Here is a 13,296-nt window from a genome sequence, read left to right as displayed (position 1 = left end):
CCGATCAGGCCGCGCTGAGCTTTCTTAGCACGTACTGGTTGAGGCTCATGCCCTCCTCGGCGGCGTGCGTGGCCAACTCGCGGTGCAGGCTCTCGCCGACCCGCAGGTTGAACTTGCCCGAGTAGGTGCGCTCCGACAGCGGCTCCGGAACCTGCTCGCCCTGCTCCGCCATGTCGGCGATCACCTCACGCAGCAGATCCTGGAGCCCTTGCAGCGCCCTGATCTGGTTGGCGGCCAGCCACGAGAGCGACGGGAACTCGGCGCAGGTGGCGACGAACTCATGATCCTCGGCCGACCACGTGACGCGGTAGGTGTAGTGGGAGATCTCGGGACGGGACTCGGACATCACATGGCCTCCTTCTTGTCGATCGCCTTGAGCACCTGCCGTACCTGATAAGCCTTGGCCTTGCCCTTGTCGTCCTGGATGTTGACTCGTGGGTCGCCCGCCCACGGCATCCGGAAGACCGCGTGCGAGGTGCCGGCCTGACGCGGTTTACCGAAGTAGTGCTCGCAGACCCGGTAGAGATCGTTGTATGCGATGTTCTGCTGGGTCTTCCGCATCGCTTCGACGAGCCTGGCTATGGACGGCACGAACCGATGGTACCGCATTCGGTACCAGAAGACTGAGAATCAGTGGCGATCGGACTCGGCGACGAAGACGCCTCGACCGGGGCGGCCCACCAGCACGCCCTGCTCCCGCAGCCGCGCCACGGCCCGGCTGATCGTCGACTGCGACACGTCGTAGTCATCGGCCAGCTTCCGCCCGGAGGGAAGCTGGGAGCCAGGAGGGTAGGTGCCGTCCTTGATCTTCTTCGAGAGGTCGGCAAGCAGTTCGTCCATCGTGGGCGGGATAGGCACGTCAGGCCCCTTGCAGTCGGTTGGCCCGCCCAGTATCGATCAAGAATTTCGACAGAGGCAACACATGTAGCAAGGGTGACACAAGTGAATCGAAGACATGCTTGACATAGGTGACTCGGTGGCAATACCGTCGCTCTCGGTGATGCGGTGCTGTTGCGGTCGGTTGGCGCCTCTCGTACCGGTCTCGCATCGCCACCGAGACCCCACGCCACCAGCGACCCTCCCCGAAGGGCGGTCACCTCGTGCGCAACCCGTTCCGCCGGCTACCCCGCCGGCCCGACGAACCTCCACCGCCGTACCGCTCCCCGCTGCGCCCCGCCCAGGTGCGGGAGCGCTGCTTCACGGTCCGCCGGCACGGCCTCGACCCGGCCGAGATCCGCGCCTTCCTGCACCGCGTCGCCGACGAACTGGCCGTCGCGCAGACCACCGTGGTCGCGCTGCGGGAGGAGAACGTCCGCGTCAAGAACGCGCTCCGCGCCTGGCAGAGCGCCCAGTCGGCGCAGCACCGGTACCGATGACCGAGCGCTGGGTGATCCACCTGCCGGTGACCGCGCCGGACCTGCACCGGGCGCGCGTCTTCGCCCGTACCGCCGCCCGGGTGCTGGCCCAGCTCAGCGCCCGGGTGGAGCCGGGCGGGGTGACCGTGTCGGCGGAGGACGCGCAGTGCGTACACCATTGGGTGTTCTGCGACCGGCCGCTGCCGGACGGCGGTGGGCGGTGTGCGCTACCGGTGGATCACGTCTCGGCGTGCGCCCGTCGCGCGCCCTGGCTCCCCCGACGCTGACCCGTCCACGCCATCACGTTCGTAGGAGGTCGGACCTCAGTCGCACGTCTAGTCCGTTTAACTTAAACCATCTAGTAGACTAGATGTTGGGTGTGAAGGTTCGCGAGGGTGGCAGCCATACGGTCTACCGGTACGGCCCGCGGAACGTCGTCATACCGCGACACAAGGAGATCAACGAACTCACCGCGCGGGGCATCCTGCGCAGCCTCGGATTGAGGTAGGCAAATGAAGTACACCGCCACGTGCGTACGCAGCGGGGGTTGGTGGGCCATCACCGTGCCTGAGCTCAGCGGCCTGTTCTCCCAGGCGCGTCGGCTCGACCAGGTGGAGGGCATGGCCCGCGAAGCCATCGCCCTCCTCCTTGACGTCGACCCTCAGAGCTTCGATGTCGAGGTGCAACCCGACATGCCGCAGGAGGTTACGCGGGCACGCAAGGCGCGTAGTGCCCTGCGGAAGGCTGAAGAGTCCGCTGAAGAAGCCACCATCACTGCCGTACGTGCCCTGCTCGCCAAGGGTTACACGGTGCGCGACGCGGGCGCTCTTCTCGGCATCTCCGCGCAGCGCGTGTCACAGCTGGCACCGAAGAGGGCCGCCAGCATCCCCGACAAGGGTGGAGAGCAGGCGTACCCACCGGGCCAGGGTGCCGCCGCAGCGTGAACGTGCGGTCTCCGCTCGGCAGACCGCTCGCCCACTTCCCGTTCGTTGACGTCGTCGACAATTCACACCCCCTGCGTCGGGTCGTCCGTCAGCGGCACAGGTAGCGCGCGCGACGGCCAGCCTCGCGGAAGCCGAGCCGGCGATACAGCCCGGCCGCCGGGTTGTCGTCGTTGACGCAGAGCCACGCCGCGTCCGCGCCCGCTTCGGCGAGCCCGCGCAGCACGTGAGCCACCAGGTACGCGCCGATCCGCCGGCCGCGCCAGCCGGGCACCACGCCGACCTGGTCGATCCAGGTGTCGAGCACGGTGACGAAGCCGGCCGCGTCGCCGTCCGGCCCGCGCGCGACCAGCGACAACTCCGGCCGGTAGTCCTCGTCGTCGCGCAGGTCACCCAACCACTCCTCGGCGGTCGGCTCGACGAAGCCGGGCCGGTCGGCGAACGACGCCCGGTAGGCGCCGAACAGCTCCGGCCCGAGCGTCGCCGGTTCCACCGTCACACCGTCCGGCGCGGCCACGTCGGGCAGCGCGTCGAGGTCGTGCCGCAGCACCCACTCGAGGAACGTCCGGGTGAAGCCGCGCGCCGCGAACAGCGCCTCCGCGCCGGCGGTCCACGTCTCGGTGGTGAGCAGCAGCCCCGCGTCGCCCGCCTGCTCGCCGGCCCAGTCCAGCAGCCGGGAGCCGACCCCCCGCCCCCGCCACGCGGGATGCACCAGCCCGCAGGCGGTGACCGGCGCGCGGTCCGCGCCGACGCTCACGGCCGCGACCAGGTCACCGCCGTGCCAGGCGCCGAGGGTACGCGGCTGGAGCAATCGCGCCCGCAGCAACGGTGGGGTGGTGAGCAGCGGCAGTCCCCCGTCGGCGGCGAGGGCCGCCTCGGCCAGCCCGGCCAGCGCCGGCAGGTCCGCCGCGCCCAACTTCCGCCAGGTCGTACCGTCCACCCCGTCCTCCCGCCTGTCGCGAACCCGCCGAGGGTACGGGTGGACCGACGCGCCGCGCCGCTCCTTTTCGACCGGCGGCGCGGGTTGGCGGCGGCGGTCCTACCGGGGGCCGGCACGCCGCGCGCCGACGGTCAGATCCAGGCGCGGGCCACGGCGGCTGCCTGCGCCTTGCCGACGACTCGGCCGGCGCGCGCAGACGCGGCCCGGGTCGCCGGGGAGAGCAGGTTGCTGCCGAAGGCGTCGACGGAAGCCTGGTCGGCGCTGATCACCTCGACGACGGCCGGCGCCAGCGCGGCGATCTCCGCGTCGAGGCTGCCCATGGGCTGCGGCGAGCCGGCGAGGCTCGGTTGGATGACCAGTACGCGGTCCGCCCCGGCGGCGAGGTCGGCGTTGGTCGTCGAGCGCACACCACCGTCGATGTACCGGCGACCGTCGATCATGACCGGGGGCCAGATGCCCGGCACCGCGCAGCTCGCGGCCACGGCGTCGCGCAGGCTGACCCCGGAGTCGTGGTCGAAGATCGCTTCTTCACCGCTCTCGGCGTCGACGGCGGGCAGCAGGACCCGCCGGTCGGGCCACTCCTGCCGCGGCAGTCGGGCGTCGATCGCGGCGAGCCGGGCGGCCGGCTCCACGGTGGACGCCGCCAACGCGAGCCGACCCACGCGGCGGCGGGCCTCGTCGGGCGAGGTGACACCGGCCAGCGCCGCCGCGTACTCGGCGAGGAGCGCATTCGTGTCGACGTCGACCTCGATCTCGGCGGTCTCCGGTCGGAGCTGGGCCGCGTACAGCTCGTCGAGCGGGACACCGCTGGTGATCTGGGCGGCGACCGAGGAGCCGGCGGACGTGCCCACGATCAGGTCGGCGGCGAGGATCCGACGGGCGAGGGCCGGGTCGGCGTCGGCGAGGCCACGCAGCACGCCGAGTTCCCAGGCGATGCCGGCAACGCCGCCGCCGGCGAGCACGAGTGCGTCAGTCATGATCGCCAGCCTGGCACAGCCGGCCGGCCCGGAATGCCCCGCCACTCTCCCGGCCGACCCGATCAGAGGACGCGCGTGACGTTCTCGGCGGCGAGGTGGGCGTCCCACCGCGTACGGTCGGGGTGGGCGTGGATGAGGATCGTGGCGCGGGCGGCGAGCGGGGCGAGCAGCCACTTCAGGGGCTGCTCGTGCTCGGCCGCGTCGACCAGCAGGCGGTCGCCGGGGCGCAGGTCGAGCTGTGCGGCGATCTCCGCGGCCAGTCGCCGCCACGCGCCGAAGCTGGTGCCGTCCGGGGTGGCCGGGTCGGCCGGGTCCACGGCGGCATAGTCCGGCGGGTCGGCGGGGTGCCGCAGCACCTCGGCCGACCAGTCCAGCCAGCCCGGCGGCACCTCGTCGAGGGCGTCGGGACCCACACCGACCAGGTAGCGGTGGGTCCCCTCGGGGACGTCCTCCAGCCAGTCGTCCAGGCGCTCCGGGGTCACGAACACCGCGTCGAAGGGCCGGTCCGCGCCCGGCTCCAGCGCCGGCAGCCCGGCCAGCGCGCGGGGCCGGAACGAGACCGTCAGCCCGACCGACCAGGCGCCCAGCAGCACCGCCGCGGTACGCCAGTGCGGCGGCAGCAGCACCGCCACCCGGTCACCGAAGCGCAGCCCACAGCCGTCCCGCAGCAGCCCGGCACCGCGCGCCGCCCAGGCTCCCAGCTCCGGCGCGGTCAGCTCGGTGCGCTCACCGGTGGCGTCGTCGAGATAACTGAGCAGCGGCTCGTCGGTCGCGACGGGGACGGACGCGGATGTGGTCATCGGACGTGCTCCTCCCGGGCGGATCGCCTCACCCTAGCCGGGCGAAGCGGTCCACCAGGAGGGCCAACCCCCGCGCAATGCCGCCGGAGACGCCTTCCACCGGCGAGGGCACCGGTCAGGTCGACGACCATCGACTTTGGTCGCGGACCCCTCGGCCGATGGCCGTATCCGGTAGCCGGACCGTTGCGGCACGGTGCGGACATGACGACCGAACCCCTGCGCCGGCGGCTCGCGCCGGCCGTCGCACTACTGCTGCTCGCGCCCTGGACCGCCGAGTGCTCCTGGGGCGGGTTCACGCTCGTCGGCATGCCGTTCGTCGTGGTGATTCTCGCCCCGATGTACGGCGGGGCCGCGCTGCTGATCCGGGAGACCGCCCGGCGGCTCGGGCTGGGCTGGCCGGGGATCGTCCTGCTCGCCGCCGCCTTCGGCGTGGTCCAGGCCGGCCTGGTCGACCAGTCGCTGTTCAACCCCGGGTTCCTCGACGACACCCAGTTCGCCGGCACCCGCGCCACCGCCGAGGCGACGCTCGTTCCCGGCCTCGGGTTCAGCGCCCGACAGGCGGTCGACTACGTGGGCAACCACGTGGCGCTGACCATCTGCGCGTCGATCGCGCTGGTCGAGTCGTACCTCGGTGCGGGTCGCCGGTCGCGGCCCTGGCTGGGCCGTCCGGGGCTGGTCGTGACCGCGCTGCTCTGGCTCGGCGGCAGCCTGCTGGTCTTCGCCGACGACGGCGGACGCAAGGGCTTCCTGGCCTCGCCGGTCCAGCTCGCGGTCGCGGCCGGCGTGGCGCTGGCCCTGATCGCCGCCGCCCTACGGCACGCCGGGCGACCCGTCGACCGGCCCGCCGCCGGGCCGTACCCCGACCGGAACCGCGCGGCCGACCCGGCGGGCGCCGGCGGCCCGGATGTCGACCGGGCGGGATCGGCCGGCACCGGGTCGACGCCGGCGGTGGCCCGGAAGGCACCGGCCGCGCCCTGGCCGGTCTGGCCGGCGCTGGTCGTGCTGGTCGCCTACCTGGGGGCCGGCATCGTGCCGGGCTGGCCGGGAGTCGGGCTCGCGCTCGCGCTCGCGCTGCTCACCGCCGTGCTGCTGACTCGCTGGTCCCGGCGGGCCGGCTGGGGGCAGCGCCACGTGCTCGCCGCCGGCTCGGCCAGCGTGTTCGCGGCGGCCGCCTTCGCGTACGACGTGCCGACCTACTCCCCGGCGTCGCCGGCGGCGGACCTGGCGGGTGACGTGGCGATCAGCGTGATCGTGCTGCTGCTGGTCGGCGGCGCGTGGTGGCGGGTCAGCGGGCGGGCAGCTCGGGACCGCCGTCGAGCAGCGGGGCCAGCAGGTCGCCCTGCTTCGCCACCCGCCTGAGCACCTCGGTGGCCGTGTACGGCCGCGTCGCCGGCCGTTTCCCGGCCGCGCCGGCCGCCACCTCGTCCCAGGTCAGCGGCGTGGAGGCGGCCGGCACCTCGCGGGCCCGCAGCGAGTACGGCGCGACAGTGGTCTTCGCCGCGTTGTTCTGACTCCAGTCGATGAAGACCTTGCCGGGGCGCAGGTTCTTCGCCATCTTCGACACGATCAGCTTCGGGTGCGCCTGCTCCAGCTCCTGCGCGATCCGCTTGGCGTAGCCGGAGACGAGGTCGGCGTCCTGCGTGCCGGCGATCGGGCAGCAGAGCTGCATGCCCTTCTTCCCGGACGTCTTCGGGTAGGCGTCGACGCCGTCGAGGGCCAGCCGGTCGCGCATCAGCAGGGCCACCTGGCAGCACTGCCGCAACGCCGCCGGGGCGCCCGGATCCAGGTCGACCACCATCATGTCCGGGTGTTCGCCGACCTTCCACTGCGGCGTGTGCAGCTCCAGCGCGGCCAGGTTCGCCAACCAGACCAGCGTGGGCAACTCGTCGCAGACCACGTAGTCGATGGTCTCCCGCCCCTTGGACGACCCGGGGGCGGGCAGGTTCTCGGTGCGTACCCACCCGGGGGTCGCGGCCGGCGCGTTCTTCTCGAAGAACGAGCCGCCGTCGACGCCGTTGGGGAAGCGGATCCGGGTGAGCGCGCGGTCGCGCAGATGCGGCAGCAGCACCGGGGCGATGCGGGTGTAGTAGTCGATCACCTCGCCCTTGGTGAAGCCGGCCTGCGGGAAGAGCACCTTGTCCAGGTTGGACAGCTCCAGGGAGCGTCCCTCGACCTCGACCTTGAACCGCTCAGCCGGCATCGTCGACCTCCTCGGGCGGCTTGTCCGGGCGCAGGCGCAGGATCCGGGGGAAGCGCAGCCGCCCGTCCGGGGTGCGCTGGCCGTACTTGACCTCCACCACCACCCGGGGTGATACCCAGATCGCGCCCCGGGCATCCTCGCGCGGCACGCCGGCGGCGAACGGCGACACGCCGGCACGCAGCGGCTCCAACTCGCGTAGCAGCTCCCGTTCGATGGCCGCGCCGATCCCGCCGCCGACCCGCCCCCGGTAGACCAGCCGCCCGTCCGGGCCGGGCACGCCGACCAGCAGGCCGCCGATCCGGCGCGCGCCCGGCCGCCAGCCGCCGACCACGAAGTCGCCGGTGACCTCCAGCTTGACCTTCACCCAGTCCGGCGAGCGCACCCCGGGCCGGTAGACCGAGTCGGCCCGCTTGGCCATCACCCCCTCCAGCCCGTGCTCGCCGGCCGCCGCGTAGGTGGCCGGGCCGTCGGTGAAGACCGGCGGCACCGCCCACCGGGCGGCACCGAGCCCGAGCGCCTCCAGCGCCGCCCGCCGCTCGTGCCACGGCCGGGCGGTCAGGTCCACGCCGTCGAGCCGCAGCAGGTCGAAGATCATGTACGTGACCGGCACGGTCGCCGCGAGCCGGGCCGCCTTGGCCGGGTTGCGGACGTGCATCCGCTCGGCGAGCGCGGTGAACGAGGGCTGCCCGTCGGTGAAGAGCACCACCTCGCCGTCGAGCAGCGCGTCGTCGACCTGCTCGGCCAGGTTGAGCAACTCCGGGTACGCGGTGGTGATCTCGACCCCGGAGCGGGCGTAGAAGTGCCGGTCGCCGTGGGAGATGTCGGCGAGCGCGCGGACCCCGTCCCACTTGAACTCGTACGCCCATGCGGCACCGGCCGGGAGCTGCCCGGTCATCGCGAGCATCGGCTTCAACGGCGCGCCGGGCACCTCCTGACTGTAGTTGCACGCGGAAGGGCGTGCGTCCCGTTCGATCGTTTGCGATTCTGGTGGGAACCGGGGAGAGGAGCGCGGGAATGCGGGCCATCTGGAAAGGAGCGGTGTCGTTCGGCCTGGTGTCGATCGGGGTGAAGGTCTACTCGGCCACCGAGGAGAAGGACATCCGGTTCCATCAGGTGCACCGCGAGGACGGGGGCCGCATCCGCTACAAGCGCACCTGCTCGGTCTGCGGCGAGGAGGTCACCTACGACGACATCGCCAAGGGCTACGACATCGGCGGCGGCGAGATGGTCATCCTGACCGACGAGGACTTCGCCGACCTGCCGCTGAGCACCTCGCACGCGATCGACGTGCTGGAGTTCGTGCCGGCCGAGCAGGTCGACCCGATCCTCTACAACAAGGCCTACTTCCTCGAGCCGGAGGGCACCGCCACCAAGCCGTACGTGCTGCTGCGGGACGCGCTGAGCGACTCGGAGCGGGTGGCGATCGTCAAGGTGGCGCTGCGCCAGCGGGAGCAGTTGGCCACGCTGCGGGTCCGCGAGGGCGTGCTGCTGCTCAACACGATGCTCTGGCCGGACGAGATCCGCCGGCCCGACTTCGGCTTCCTGGACGAGGACCTGAAGGTCCGTCCGCCGGAGCTGGCGATGGCCAGTTCGCTTATCGACTCGATGGCCGGCGAGTTCGAGCCGGACGCCTTCACCGACGACTATCGGGCGGCGTTGCAGGAGGTCATCGACGCGAAGGTGGAGGGCCGTGAGGTGGTGCAGCCGGCGGAGGAAGAGGCCGCGCCGGCCGCGGCGGTGGACCTGATGGCCGCGTTGAAGGCGTCGGTCGAGCGGGCCCGGGCGGCCCGGGGCGAGGCGCCGTCCGGCGGCGGGGCCGAGCCGACGCCGATCTCGTCGGCCCGCTCCGCGAAGAAGACCGCCACCAAGAAGACCGCCACGAAGAAGACCCCGGCGAAGAAGGCCGAGCCGGCGAAGAAGGCCACACCGGCGAAGAAGACCGCCGCCAAGAAGAAACCCGCCTGAGGGGTAAGGAAGGGGCCCCGCTTAACGTATTCGGTATAGGCGGGGCCCCTTCTTATCACCCGCGGCCGAGCTTCTCCGTCGGGGTGATGCGGACGATGACGCGCTCCTCGCCCGCCCGGCGGAACGGATAGGTGTCCTGGCCGAGATACTTCTTCGCCATCCGGTCGATGTGCTCGTCGGCGCCCTCGGTGACGAACTCGACGGTGCCCTTCACCCAGAGCGTGCGGTAGTCGTCCGCCTTGTCCACCACCGACACCGCCACCACCGGGTTGCGGGTCATGTTGAGGTACTTCTGCCGGCCCTTGGCGGTGTTGAACACGATGTGCTCGCCGTCGGTGTCCACCCAGACCGGGGTGACGTGCGGGGTGCCGTCGGACTCGATGGTGGCCACGTGCGCGAGCTGCGGCTCGCCGAGCAGGGCCAGGTCGTTTTCGGTGAGGATCGCCATGTTCGAGAACGTACCCGCCCGGTGTCCGCTCCAGCCCCGGGTGTTAAGAAGGGGCCCCGCCTATACCGAATACGTTAAGAAGGGCCCCCGCCTTTCGTCGCTGTGGGGGTGCGGGCGGGTACCGTGTGCGCTGGCCTCGGCGGCGGCCCGCCGGGCGCACCCACCCCCCACCTGCAGGGAGTCGACGTGAGCGAGCGTGTGGAGAACCGGTCGGAGGACCAGGCCGCCCCGGCCACCAAGGCCGGGCGGCGGCTGGCCGCCCAGCTGGCCGAGAAGAAGGCCGCCGAGGCGCGACGGCGTCGGCAGTCGATGCTGGGCGCGGCCGCCGGTGTGCTCGCCGTGGTGGCCCTGGTCGGTGGTCTCGTCTGGCTGAACAGCGGGGACGACGACAAGCCGGCCAGCACCGCCTCCTCGGCCAGCCCCACCGTGCCCGCCGACCAGGTCGAGCCCAGCGCGCCGCCCGCGCCGGAGCTGCCCGCCAACATCGACCCGGCGCTGAAGACCAAGCCGGCCGTCAAGGCCGGCTCGGGCGAGCTGAAGAAGTTGACGGTCACCACGCTGGTCAAGGGCAAGGGACCGGCGGTGAAGGCCGGGCAGACGATCACCACGAACTACGTGGGCGTCTTCTACAAGGACGGGAAGCAGTTCGACGCGTCCTGGGACAACGGCCAGCCGGCCACCTTCCCGATCGGCGTGGGCCAGGTCATCAAGGGCTGGGACCAGGGCCTGGTCGGCGTGCCGGTGGGCAGCCGCGTGCAGCTCGACCTCCCGGCCGACCTGGCGTACGGCGACAAGGCCGAGGGCGGCCGTCCGGCCGGGCCGCTGCGCTTCGTCGTCGACGTGCTGGCTGCGCAGTAGATCACTCCAGGCTTCCGCCCGGTCACCCACCGGCAGTAGGTTCATGGTCACCGCGGGCGGTCCACCCGTCCGCGGTGCCCTGACCACCGACGCGGAGGTGCACGTGGCGGCGCTGGACGACCCCGGGGTGGCCCGGCAGATGTGGACGCTGTTCGAGCCGGTCCACGCGGTGACCTACTTCCACCCACGGGCCCGGTCCGCGTTCGAGGCGGTCGGGCTGCGTGGCTACTGGCGTGGCTACTTCGCCGGCCGGGCTGCGCCGCTCGGGCCGGTCGACGCGCCGACCGTGACCGCCGCGTTCTTCAGCTTCGCGCCGCCGATGGTGGCCCGCGCGCTGCCGTCGGTGTGGCGGCTGGCCACGCCGGAGGAAGCGCTGCGCGCCCGGCTCACCGGCGCGGTGCAGGCGCTCGCCGAGTTCACCTACGAGCTGCCCGAGTCGCACCTGGTCGAAGCCGCCGAGCTGCTGGAGGAGGCGGCCGACGGGGTGGACACCGCCGGGCGGGTGCTCGGCGCGGTCAACGCCGCCCTGCCGCGCGGGGAGTACCCGCTGGCCCGGCTCTGGCAGGCCGCCGCCACGCTGCGCGAGCACCGGGGTGACGGGCACGTGGCCGCGCTGGTCGGCACCGGGCTGGAGCCGGTCGAGGTGGTGGCCTGGCGGTGCCGGGTCGACCAGTCGCGCGAGTTCCACCAGCCGGCCCGGGGCTGGACCGACGAGGAGTGGTCGGCGGCCGAGGAGCGGCTCGTCGACAAGGGCTGGCTGACCGCCGACCGGCGTCCCACCCCGGAAGCCACCGCCACGTTCCGGGCCGTCGAGGAGGCCACCGACCGGGCCGCGGCGGGCCCGTGGCGGGCGCTGGGCGCGGAGCGTACGGGGCGGCTGCGGGAGCTGCTCGAACCGGTCGCGACGCGCTGCCGCACGATCATCCCGCCGCAGGCGCCGATCGGGCTGCCGGCGCAGCGCGGCACCGGAGCGACGCTGCCGGGGTGAGCCGGGCCGCCGGTTGGGGCAGGATGGCGGCATGGTGGACGCGGTGCTCTTCGACCTGGACGGCGTGATCGTGGACTCGGAGCCGGTCTGGGAGGAGGTCCGGCGGGCGTACGTGGCCGAGCACGGGGGCGTCTGGCAGCCGGACACCCAGCGCCGGCTGATGGGCATGAGCACCGGCGAGTGGGCCGCCTACCTGAGCGGCGAGCTGGGCGTCGACCGGTCGGCCGAGCAGGTCGCCGCCGAGGTGGTGGCGGAGATGACCCGGCGGTACGCGGAGCGCGTACCGCTGATCGACGACGCCGACGCGGTGGTGCGCCGGACGGCCGCGCGGTGGCCGCTGGGGCTGGCCAGCTCCTCACCGACTCGGCTGATCGCGGCGGCGCTGGACGCGACGGGCCTGGCCGACTCGTTCGGCGCGACGCTGTCGACCGAGGAGACCGCCCGGGGCAAGCCGGCGCCGGACGTCTGGCTGGCGGTGGCGGCGCGGCTGGGTGTCGACCCGGCCCGGTGCGTGGCGGTGGAGGACTCGTCCAACGGGGTCCGCTCGGCGGCGGCCGCCGGGTGCCGGGTGGTGGCGGTGCCGCACCTGTCGTACCCGCTGGATCCGGACGCCGAGGCGCTCGCCGCCGTGCTGCTGCCCTCGATCGACGCGCTCACCCCCGAGCTGCTCGCGGGGTTGGGGTGTTAAGCGGGGCCCCTTCCTCTACCGGAAGCGTTAAGCGGGGGCCCCGCCTTACATGTTCGCGCCGGGTTCGGGTAGCGCAGCGGACGACGACGGCGGAGGGACGACGATGAGGGCGATCGTGTACGAGCGCAGCGGGGACGCCTCGGTGCTCGAGCTGGTGGAGCGGCCGGTGCCGGAGCCCGGCCCGGGTGAGGTGCTGGTGCGGATGGCCGTCTCGGGGGTGAACCCGACGGACTGGAAGGCGCGTGAGGCGTGGCCGCTGCCGGCCGGGTGGCAGATCCCGCACCAGGACGGCGCCGGGGTGGTGGAGGCGGTCGGTGAGGGCGTCGACCGGATCCTGATCGGTGAGCGGGTCTGGGTGTGGGAGGCGGCCTGGCAGCGCCCCTGGGGCACCGCGGCGGAATACTCGGTGGTCCCGGTGCGGCACGCGGTGCCGCTCGGTTCGGCCTCGTTCGACCTGGGCGCGGCGCTGGGCATCCCGTTCATGACCGCGCACCGCTGCCTGACCGCCGGTGAGTTCATGCCGGACACGCTGCACGCCGGCGCGTTGAGCGACCACGTGGTGCTGGTGCAGGGCGGGGCGGGCGCGGTGGGCAACGCGGCGATCCAGCTCGCCCGCTGGGCCGACGCCTGCGTGATCACCACTGTGAGTACGCCGGAGAAGGCGCAGCTCGCGGCGGCGGCCGGGGCCGACTTCGTGATCAACTATCGCGAGCAGGACGTGGTCGAGGAGGTCCGCAAGGTCGCGCCCGACGGGGTGCACACGATCGTCGAGGTCTCCGCCGCCCGCAACGCCGCCGCCGACGTGCGGATGCTGCGCACCGGCGGCGCGGTCTGCGTGTACGCCGACGACGGCGGCGACGAGGTGACGCTGCCGATCCGGCAGTTGATGGGTCCGAACGCGCGCTGGCAGTTCGTGCTGGTCTACACCGCGCCGAAGGTGGCCAAGGCGCAGGCGGTGACCGACATCGCGGCGGCGGTGGCGCAGGGCGCGATCCGGGTCGGCGAGGAGGCCGGGCTGCCGTTGCACCGGCATCCGCTGGCCGAGACCGCGTCGGCGCAGCAGGCGGTACGGGACGGCGCGATCGGCAAGGTGCTGGTCAGCACCGCCGACGAGTAGGGGATTTCCCCGACATCGG

At 72.9% G+C, this 13,296-nt stretch carries 19 protein-coding genes; 10 read left to right on the top strand and 9 right to left on the bottom strand.

The window, feature by feature from the left end; genetic code table 11:
* Positions 1-4 precede the first annotated feature (4 nt).
* The 3 genes from ACH495_RS03335 to ACH495_RS03325 are packed head-to-tail and all read right to left on the bottom strand — an operon-like array spanning position 5 to position 840.
* Positions 5-346 carry a type II toxin-antitoxin system HicB family antitoxin gene (locus tag ACH495_RS03335; RefSeq protein WP_396856126.1) on the bottom strand — a complete coding sequence of 114 codons (342 nt, stop codon included), beginning with the start codon at positions 344-346 and terminating at the stop codon, positions 5-7.
* Positions 346-591 (bottom strand): toxin HicA, encoded by a 246-nt coding sequence (locus ACH495_RS03330; RefSeq protein ID WP_396856125.1) that lies wholly within the window; start codon positions 589-591, stop codon positions 346-348. Before ACH495_RS03330 ends, ACH495_RS03335 begins: the two co-directional genes overlap by 1 nt.
* Before the next feature lie 39 nt (positions 592-630).
* Positions 631-840 (bottom strand): winged helix-turn-helix domain-containing protein, encoded by a 210-nt coding sequence (locus ACH495_RS03325; RefSeq protein ID WP_396856124.1) that lies wholly within the window; start codon positions 838-840, stop codon positions 631-633.
* A 260-nt stretch (positions 841-1,100) separates the two neighbouring features.
* Between ACH495_RS03325 and ACH495_RS03320 the strand changes: the two genes are divergently transcribed.
* From ACH495_RS03320 to ACH495_RS03305, 4 genes are all read left to right on the top strand, one after another.
* Positions 1,101-1,376: a DivIVA domain-containing protein gene (locus ACH495_RS03320; RefSeq protein WP_396856123.1), complete on the top strand. Its 276-nt coding sequence runs from the start codon at positions 1,101-1,103 to the stop codon at positions 1,374-1,376.
* Positions 1,373-1,642: a hypothetical protein gene (locus tag ACH495_RS03315; protein ID WP_396856122.1), complete on the top strand. Its 270-nt coding sequence runs from the start codon at positions 1,373-1,375 to the stop codon at positions 1,640-1,642. The genes ACH495_RS03320 and ACH495_RS03315 overlap by 4 nt, the downstream gene beginning before the upstream one ends.
* 83 nt (positions 1,643-1,725) lie before the next feature.
* On the top strand, positions 1,726-1,863 hold the full coding sequence (locus ACH495_RS03310; protein WP_396856121.1) for a type II toxin-antitoxin system HicA family toxin: 138 nt from the start codon (positions 1,726-1,728) through the stop codon (positions 1,861-1,863).
* A gap of 4 nt (positions 1,864-1,867) precedes the next feature.
* Positions 1,868-2,299 (top strand): hypothetical protein, encoded by a 432-nt coding sequence (locus ACH495_RS03305; RefSeq protein ID WP_396856120.1) that lies wholly within the window; start codon positions 1,868-1,870, stop codon positions 2,297-2,299.
* A gap of 88 nt (positions 2,300-2,387) precedes the next feature.
* Here ACH495_RS03305 and ACH495_RS03300 read toward each other — a convergent pair whose 3' ends face one another.
* The 3 genes from ACH495_RS03300 to ACH495_RS03290 form a co-directional block, all read right to left on the bottom strand.
* Entirely contained in the window at positions 2,388-3,236 is an 849-nt protein-coding gene (locus ACH495_RS03300; protein WP_396856119.1) for a GNAT family N-acetyltransferase, read from the bottom strand.
* Positions 3,237-3,367: 131 nt separating this feature from the next.
* Positions 3,368-4,213: a patatin-like phospholipase family protein gene (locus ACH495_RS03295; RefSeq protein WP_396856118.1), complete on the bottom strand. Its 846-nt coding sequence runs from the start codon at positions 4,211-4,213 to the stop codon at positions 3,368-3,370.
* 62 nt (positions 4,214-4,275) lie between these two features.
* A complete protein-coding gene (locus ACH495_RS03290) occupies positions 4,276-5,013 on the bottom strand; it encodes a TIGR03089 family protein (protein ID WP_396856117.1) in 738 nt (245 codons plus the stop codon).
* 201 nt (positions 5,014-5,214) lie between these two features.
* Between ACH495_RS03290 and ACH495_RS03285 the strand changes: the two genes are divergently transcribed.
* Positions 5,215-6,372: a hypothetical protein gene (locus ACH495_RS03285; RefSeq protein WP_396856116.1), complete on the top strand. Its 1,158-nt coding sequence runs from the start codon at positions 5,215-5,217 to the stop codon at positions 6,370-6,372.
* Here ACH495_RS03285 and ligD (ACH495_RS03280) read toward each other — a convergent pair.
* On the bottom strand, positions 6,299-7,213 hold the full coding sequence (gene ligD / locus ACH495_RS03280) for a non-homologous end-joining DNA ligase (RefSeq protein ID WP_396856115.1): 915 nt from the start codon (positions 7,211-7,213) through the stop codon (positions 6,299-6,301). The two genes, ACH495_RS03285 and ligD (ACH495_RS03280), sit on opposite strands and share 74 nt — an antisense overlap.
* Positions 7,203-8,141, bottom strand: coding sequence for a non-homologous end-joining DNA ligase (gene ligD / locus ACH495_RS03275; RefSeq protein WP_396856114.1), 939 nt, complete (start codon positions 8,139-8,141; stop codon positions 7,203-7,205). The genes ligD (ACH495_RS03280) and ligD (ACH495_RS03275) overlap by 11 nt, the downstream gene beginning before the upstream one ends.
* An 86-nt stretch (positions 8,142-8,227) precedes the next feature.
* Between ligD (ACH495_RS03275) and ACH495_RS03270 the strand changes: the two genes are divergently transcribed.
* Positions 8,228-9,178, top strand: a complete 951-nt coding sequence (locus ACH495_RS03270) for a Ku protein (protein ID WP_396856113.1) — start codon at positions 8,228-8,230, stop codon at positions 9,176-9,178.
* A 55-nt stretch (positions 9,179-9,233) separates the two neighbouring features.
* On the opposite strand, the gene ACH495_RS03265 is transcribed toward ACH495_RS03270, so the two are convergent.
* Positions 9,234-9,626 (bottom strand): PPOX class F420-dependent oxidoreductase, encoded by a 393-nt coding sequence (locus ACH495_RS03265; RefSeq protein ID WP_396856112.1) that lies wholly within the window; start codon positions 9,624-9,626, stop codon positions 9,234-9,236.
* 186 nt (positions 9,627-9,812) lie between these two features.
* On the opposite strand from ACH495_RS03265, the gene ACH495_RS03260 reads away from it, so the two are divergent.
* The 4 genes from ACH495_RS03260 to ACH495_RS03245 all read left to right on the top strand — a co-directional run bounded on the left by ACH495_RS03260 (position 9,813) and on the right by ACH495_RS03245 (position 13,277).
* Positions 9,813-10,484: an FKBP-type peptidyl-prolyl cis-trans isomerase gene (locus tag ACH495_RS03260; RefSeq protein ID WP_396856111.1), complete on the top strand. Its 672-nt coding sequence runs from the start codon at positions 9,813-9,815 to the stop codon at positions 10,482-10,484.
* A gap of 139 nt (positions 10,485-10,623) precedes the next feature.
* The gene (locus tag ACH495_RS03255; protein ID WP_396856510.1) at positions 10,624-11,472 is read left to right on the top strand and encodes a hypothetical protein; all 849 of its coding nucleotides are present in this window, start codon (positions 10,624-10,626) and stop codon (positions 11,470-11,472) included.
* Positions 11,473-11,503: 31 nt separating this feature from the next.
* Positions 11,504-12,160, top strand: coding sequence for an HAD family hydrolase (locus ACH495_RS03250; protein WP_396856110.1), 657 nt, complete (start codon positions 11,504-11,506; stop codon positions 12,158-12,160).
* Positions 12,161-12,263: 103 nt separating this feature from the next.
* Complete coding sequence (locus ACH495_RS03245) at positions 12,264-13,277, top strand: NADPH:quinone reductase (RefSeq protein ID WP_396856109.1); 1,014 nt, start codon at positions 12,264-12,266, stop codon at positions 13,275-13,277.
* The last annotated feature ends 19 nt before the right edge of the window (positions 13,278-13,296 follow it).

The organism is Micromonospora sp. NPDC018662 (genome assembly GCF_044391475.1).
Taxonomy (GTDB): domain Bacteria; phylum Actinomycetota; class Actinomycetes; order Mycobacteriales; family Micromonosporaceae; genus Micromonospora.
The sequence above is the reverse complement of the archived record's forward strand: the minus strand, read 5'-3'. Positions and strand labels throughout refer to the sequence as shown.

Bases quoted from the DNA above. Each gene is read 5' to 3' on its own strand.
- ACH495_RS03335 (WP_396856126.1), bottom strand. From the start codon at position 346: ATGTCCGAGTCCCGTCCCGAGATCTCCCACTACACCTACCGCGTCACG.
- ACH495_RS03325 (WP_396856124.1), bottom strand. From the start codon at position 840: ATGGACGAACTGCTTGCCGACCTCTCGAAGAAGATCAAGGACGGCACC.
- ACH495_RS03315 (WP_396856122.1), top strand. From the start codon at position 1,373: ATGACCGAGCGCTGGGTGATCCACCTGCCGGTGACCGCGCCGGACCTG.
- ACH495_RS03310 (WP_396856121.1), top strand. From the start codon at position 1,726: ATGTTGGGTGTGAAGGTTCGCGAGGGTGGCAGCCATACGGTCTACCGG.
- ACH495_RS03305 (WP_396856120.1), top strand. From the start codon at position 1,868: ATGAAGTACACCGCCACGTGCGTACGCAGCGGGGGTTGGTGGGCCATC.
- ACH495_RS03295 (WP_396856118.1), bottom strand. From the start codon at position 4,213: ATGACTGACGCACTCGTGCTCGCCGGCGGCGGCGTTGCCGGCATCGCC.
- ACH495_RS03290 (WP_396856117.1), bottom strand. From the start codon at position 5,013: ATGACCACATCCGCGTCCGTCCCCGTCGCGACCGACGAGCCGCTGCTC.
- ACH495_RS03285 (WP_396856116.1), top strand. From the start codon at position 5,215: ATGACGACCGAACCCCTGCGCCGGCGGCTCGCGCCGGCCGTCGCACTA.
- ligD (WP_396856115.1), bottom strand. From the start codon at position 7,213: ATGCCGGCTGAGCGGTTCAAGGTCGAGGTCGAGGGACGCTCCCTGGAG.
- ACH495_RS03270 (WP_396856113.1), top strand. From the start codon at position 8,228: ATGCGGGCCATCTGGAAAGGAGCGGTGTCGTTCGGCCTGGTGTCGATC.
- ACH495_RS03265 (WP_396856112.1), bottom strand. From the start codon at position 9,626: ATGGCGATCCTCACCGAAAACGACCTGGCCCTGCTCGGCGAGCCGCAG.
- ACH495_RS03255 (WP_396856510.1), top strand. From the start codon at position 10,624: ATGTGGACGCTGTTCGAGCCGGTCCACGCGGTGACCTACTTCCACCCA.
- ACH495_RS03250 (WP_396856110.1), top strand. From the start codon at position 11,504: ATGGTGGACGCGGTGCTCTTCGACCTGGACGGCGTGATCGTGGACTCG.
- ACH495_RS03245 (WP_396856109.1), top strand. From the start codon at position 12,264: ATGAGGGCGATCGTGTACGAGCGCAGCGGGGACGCCTCGGTGCTCGAG.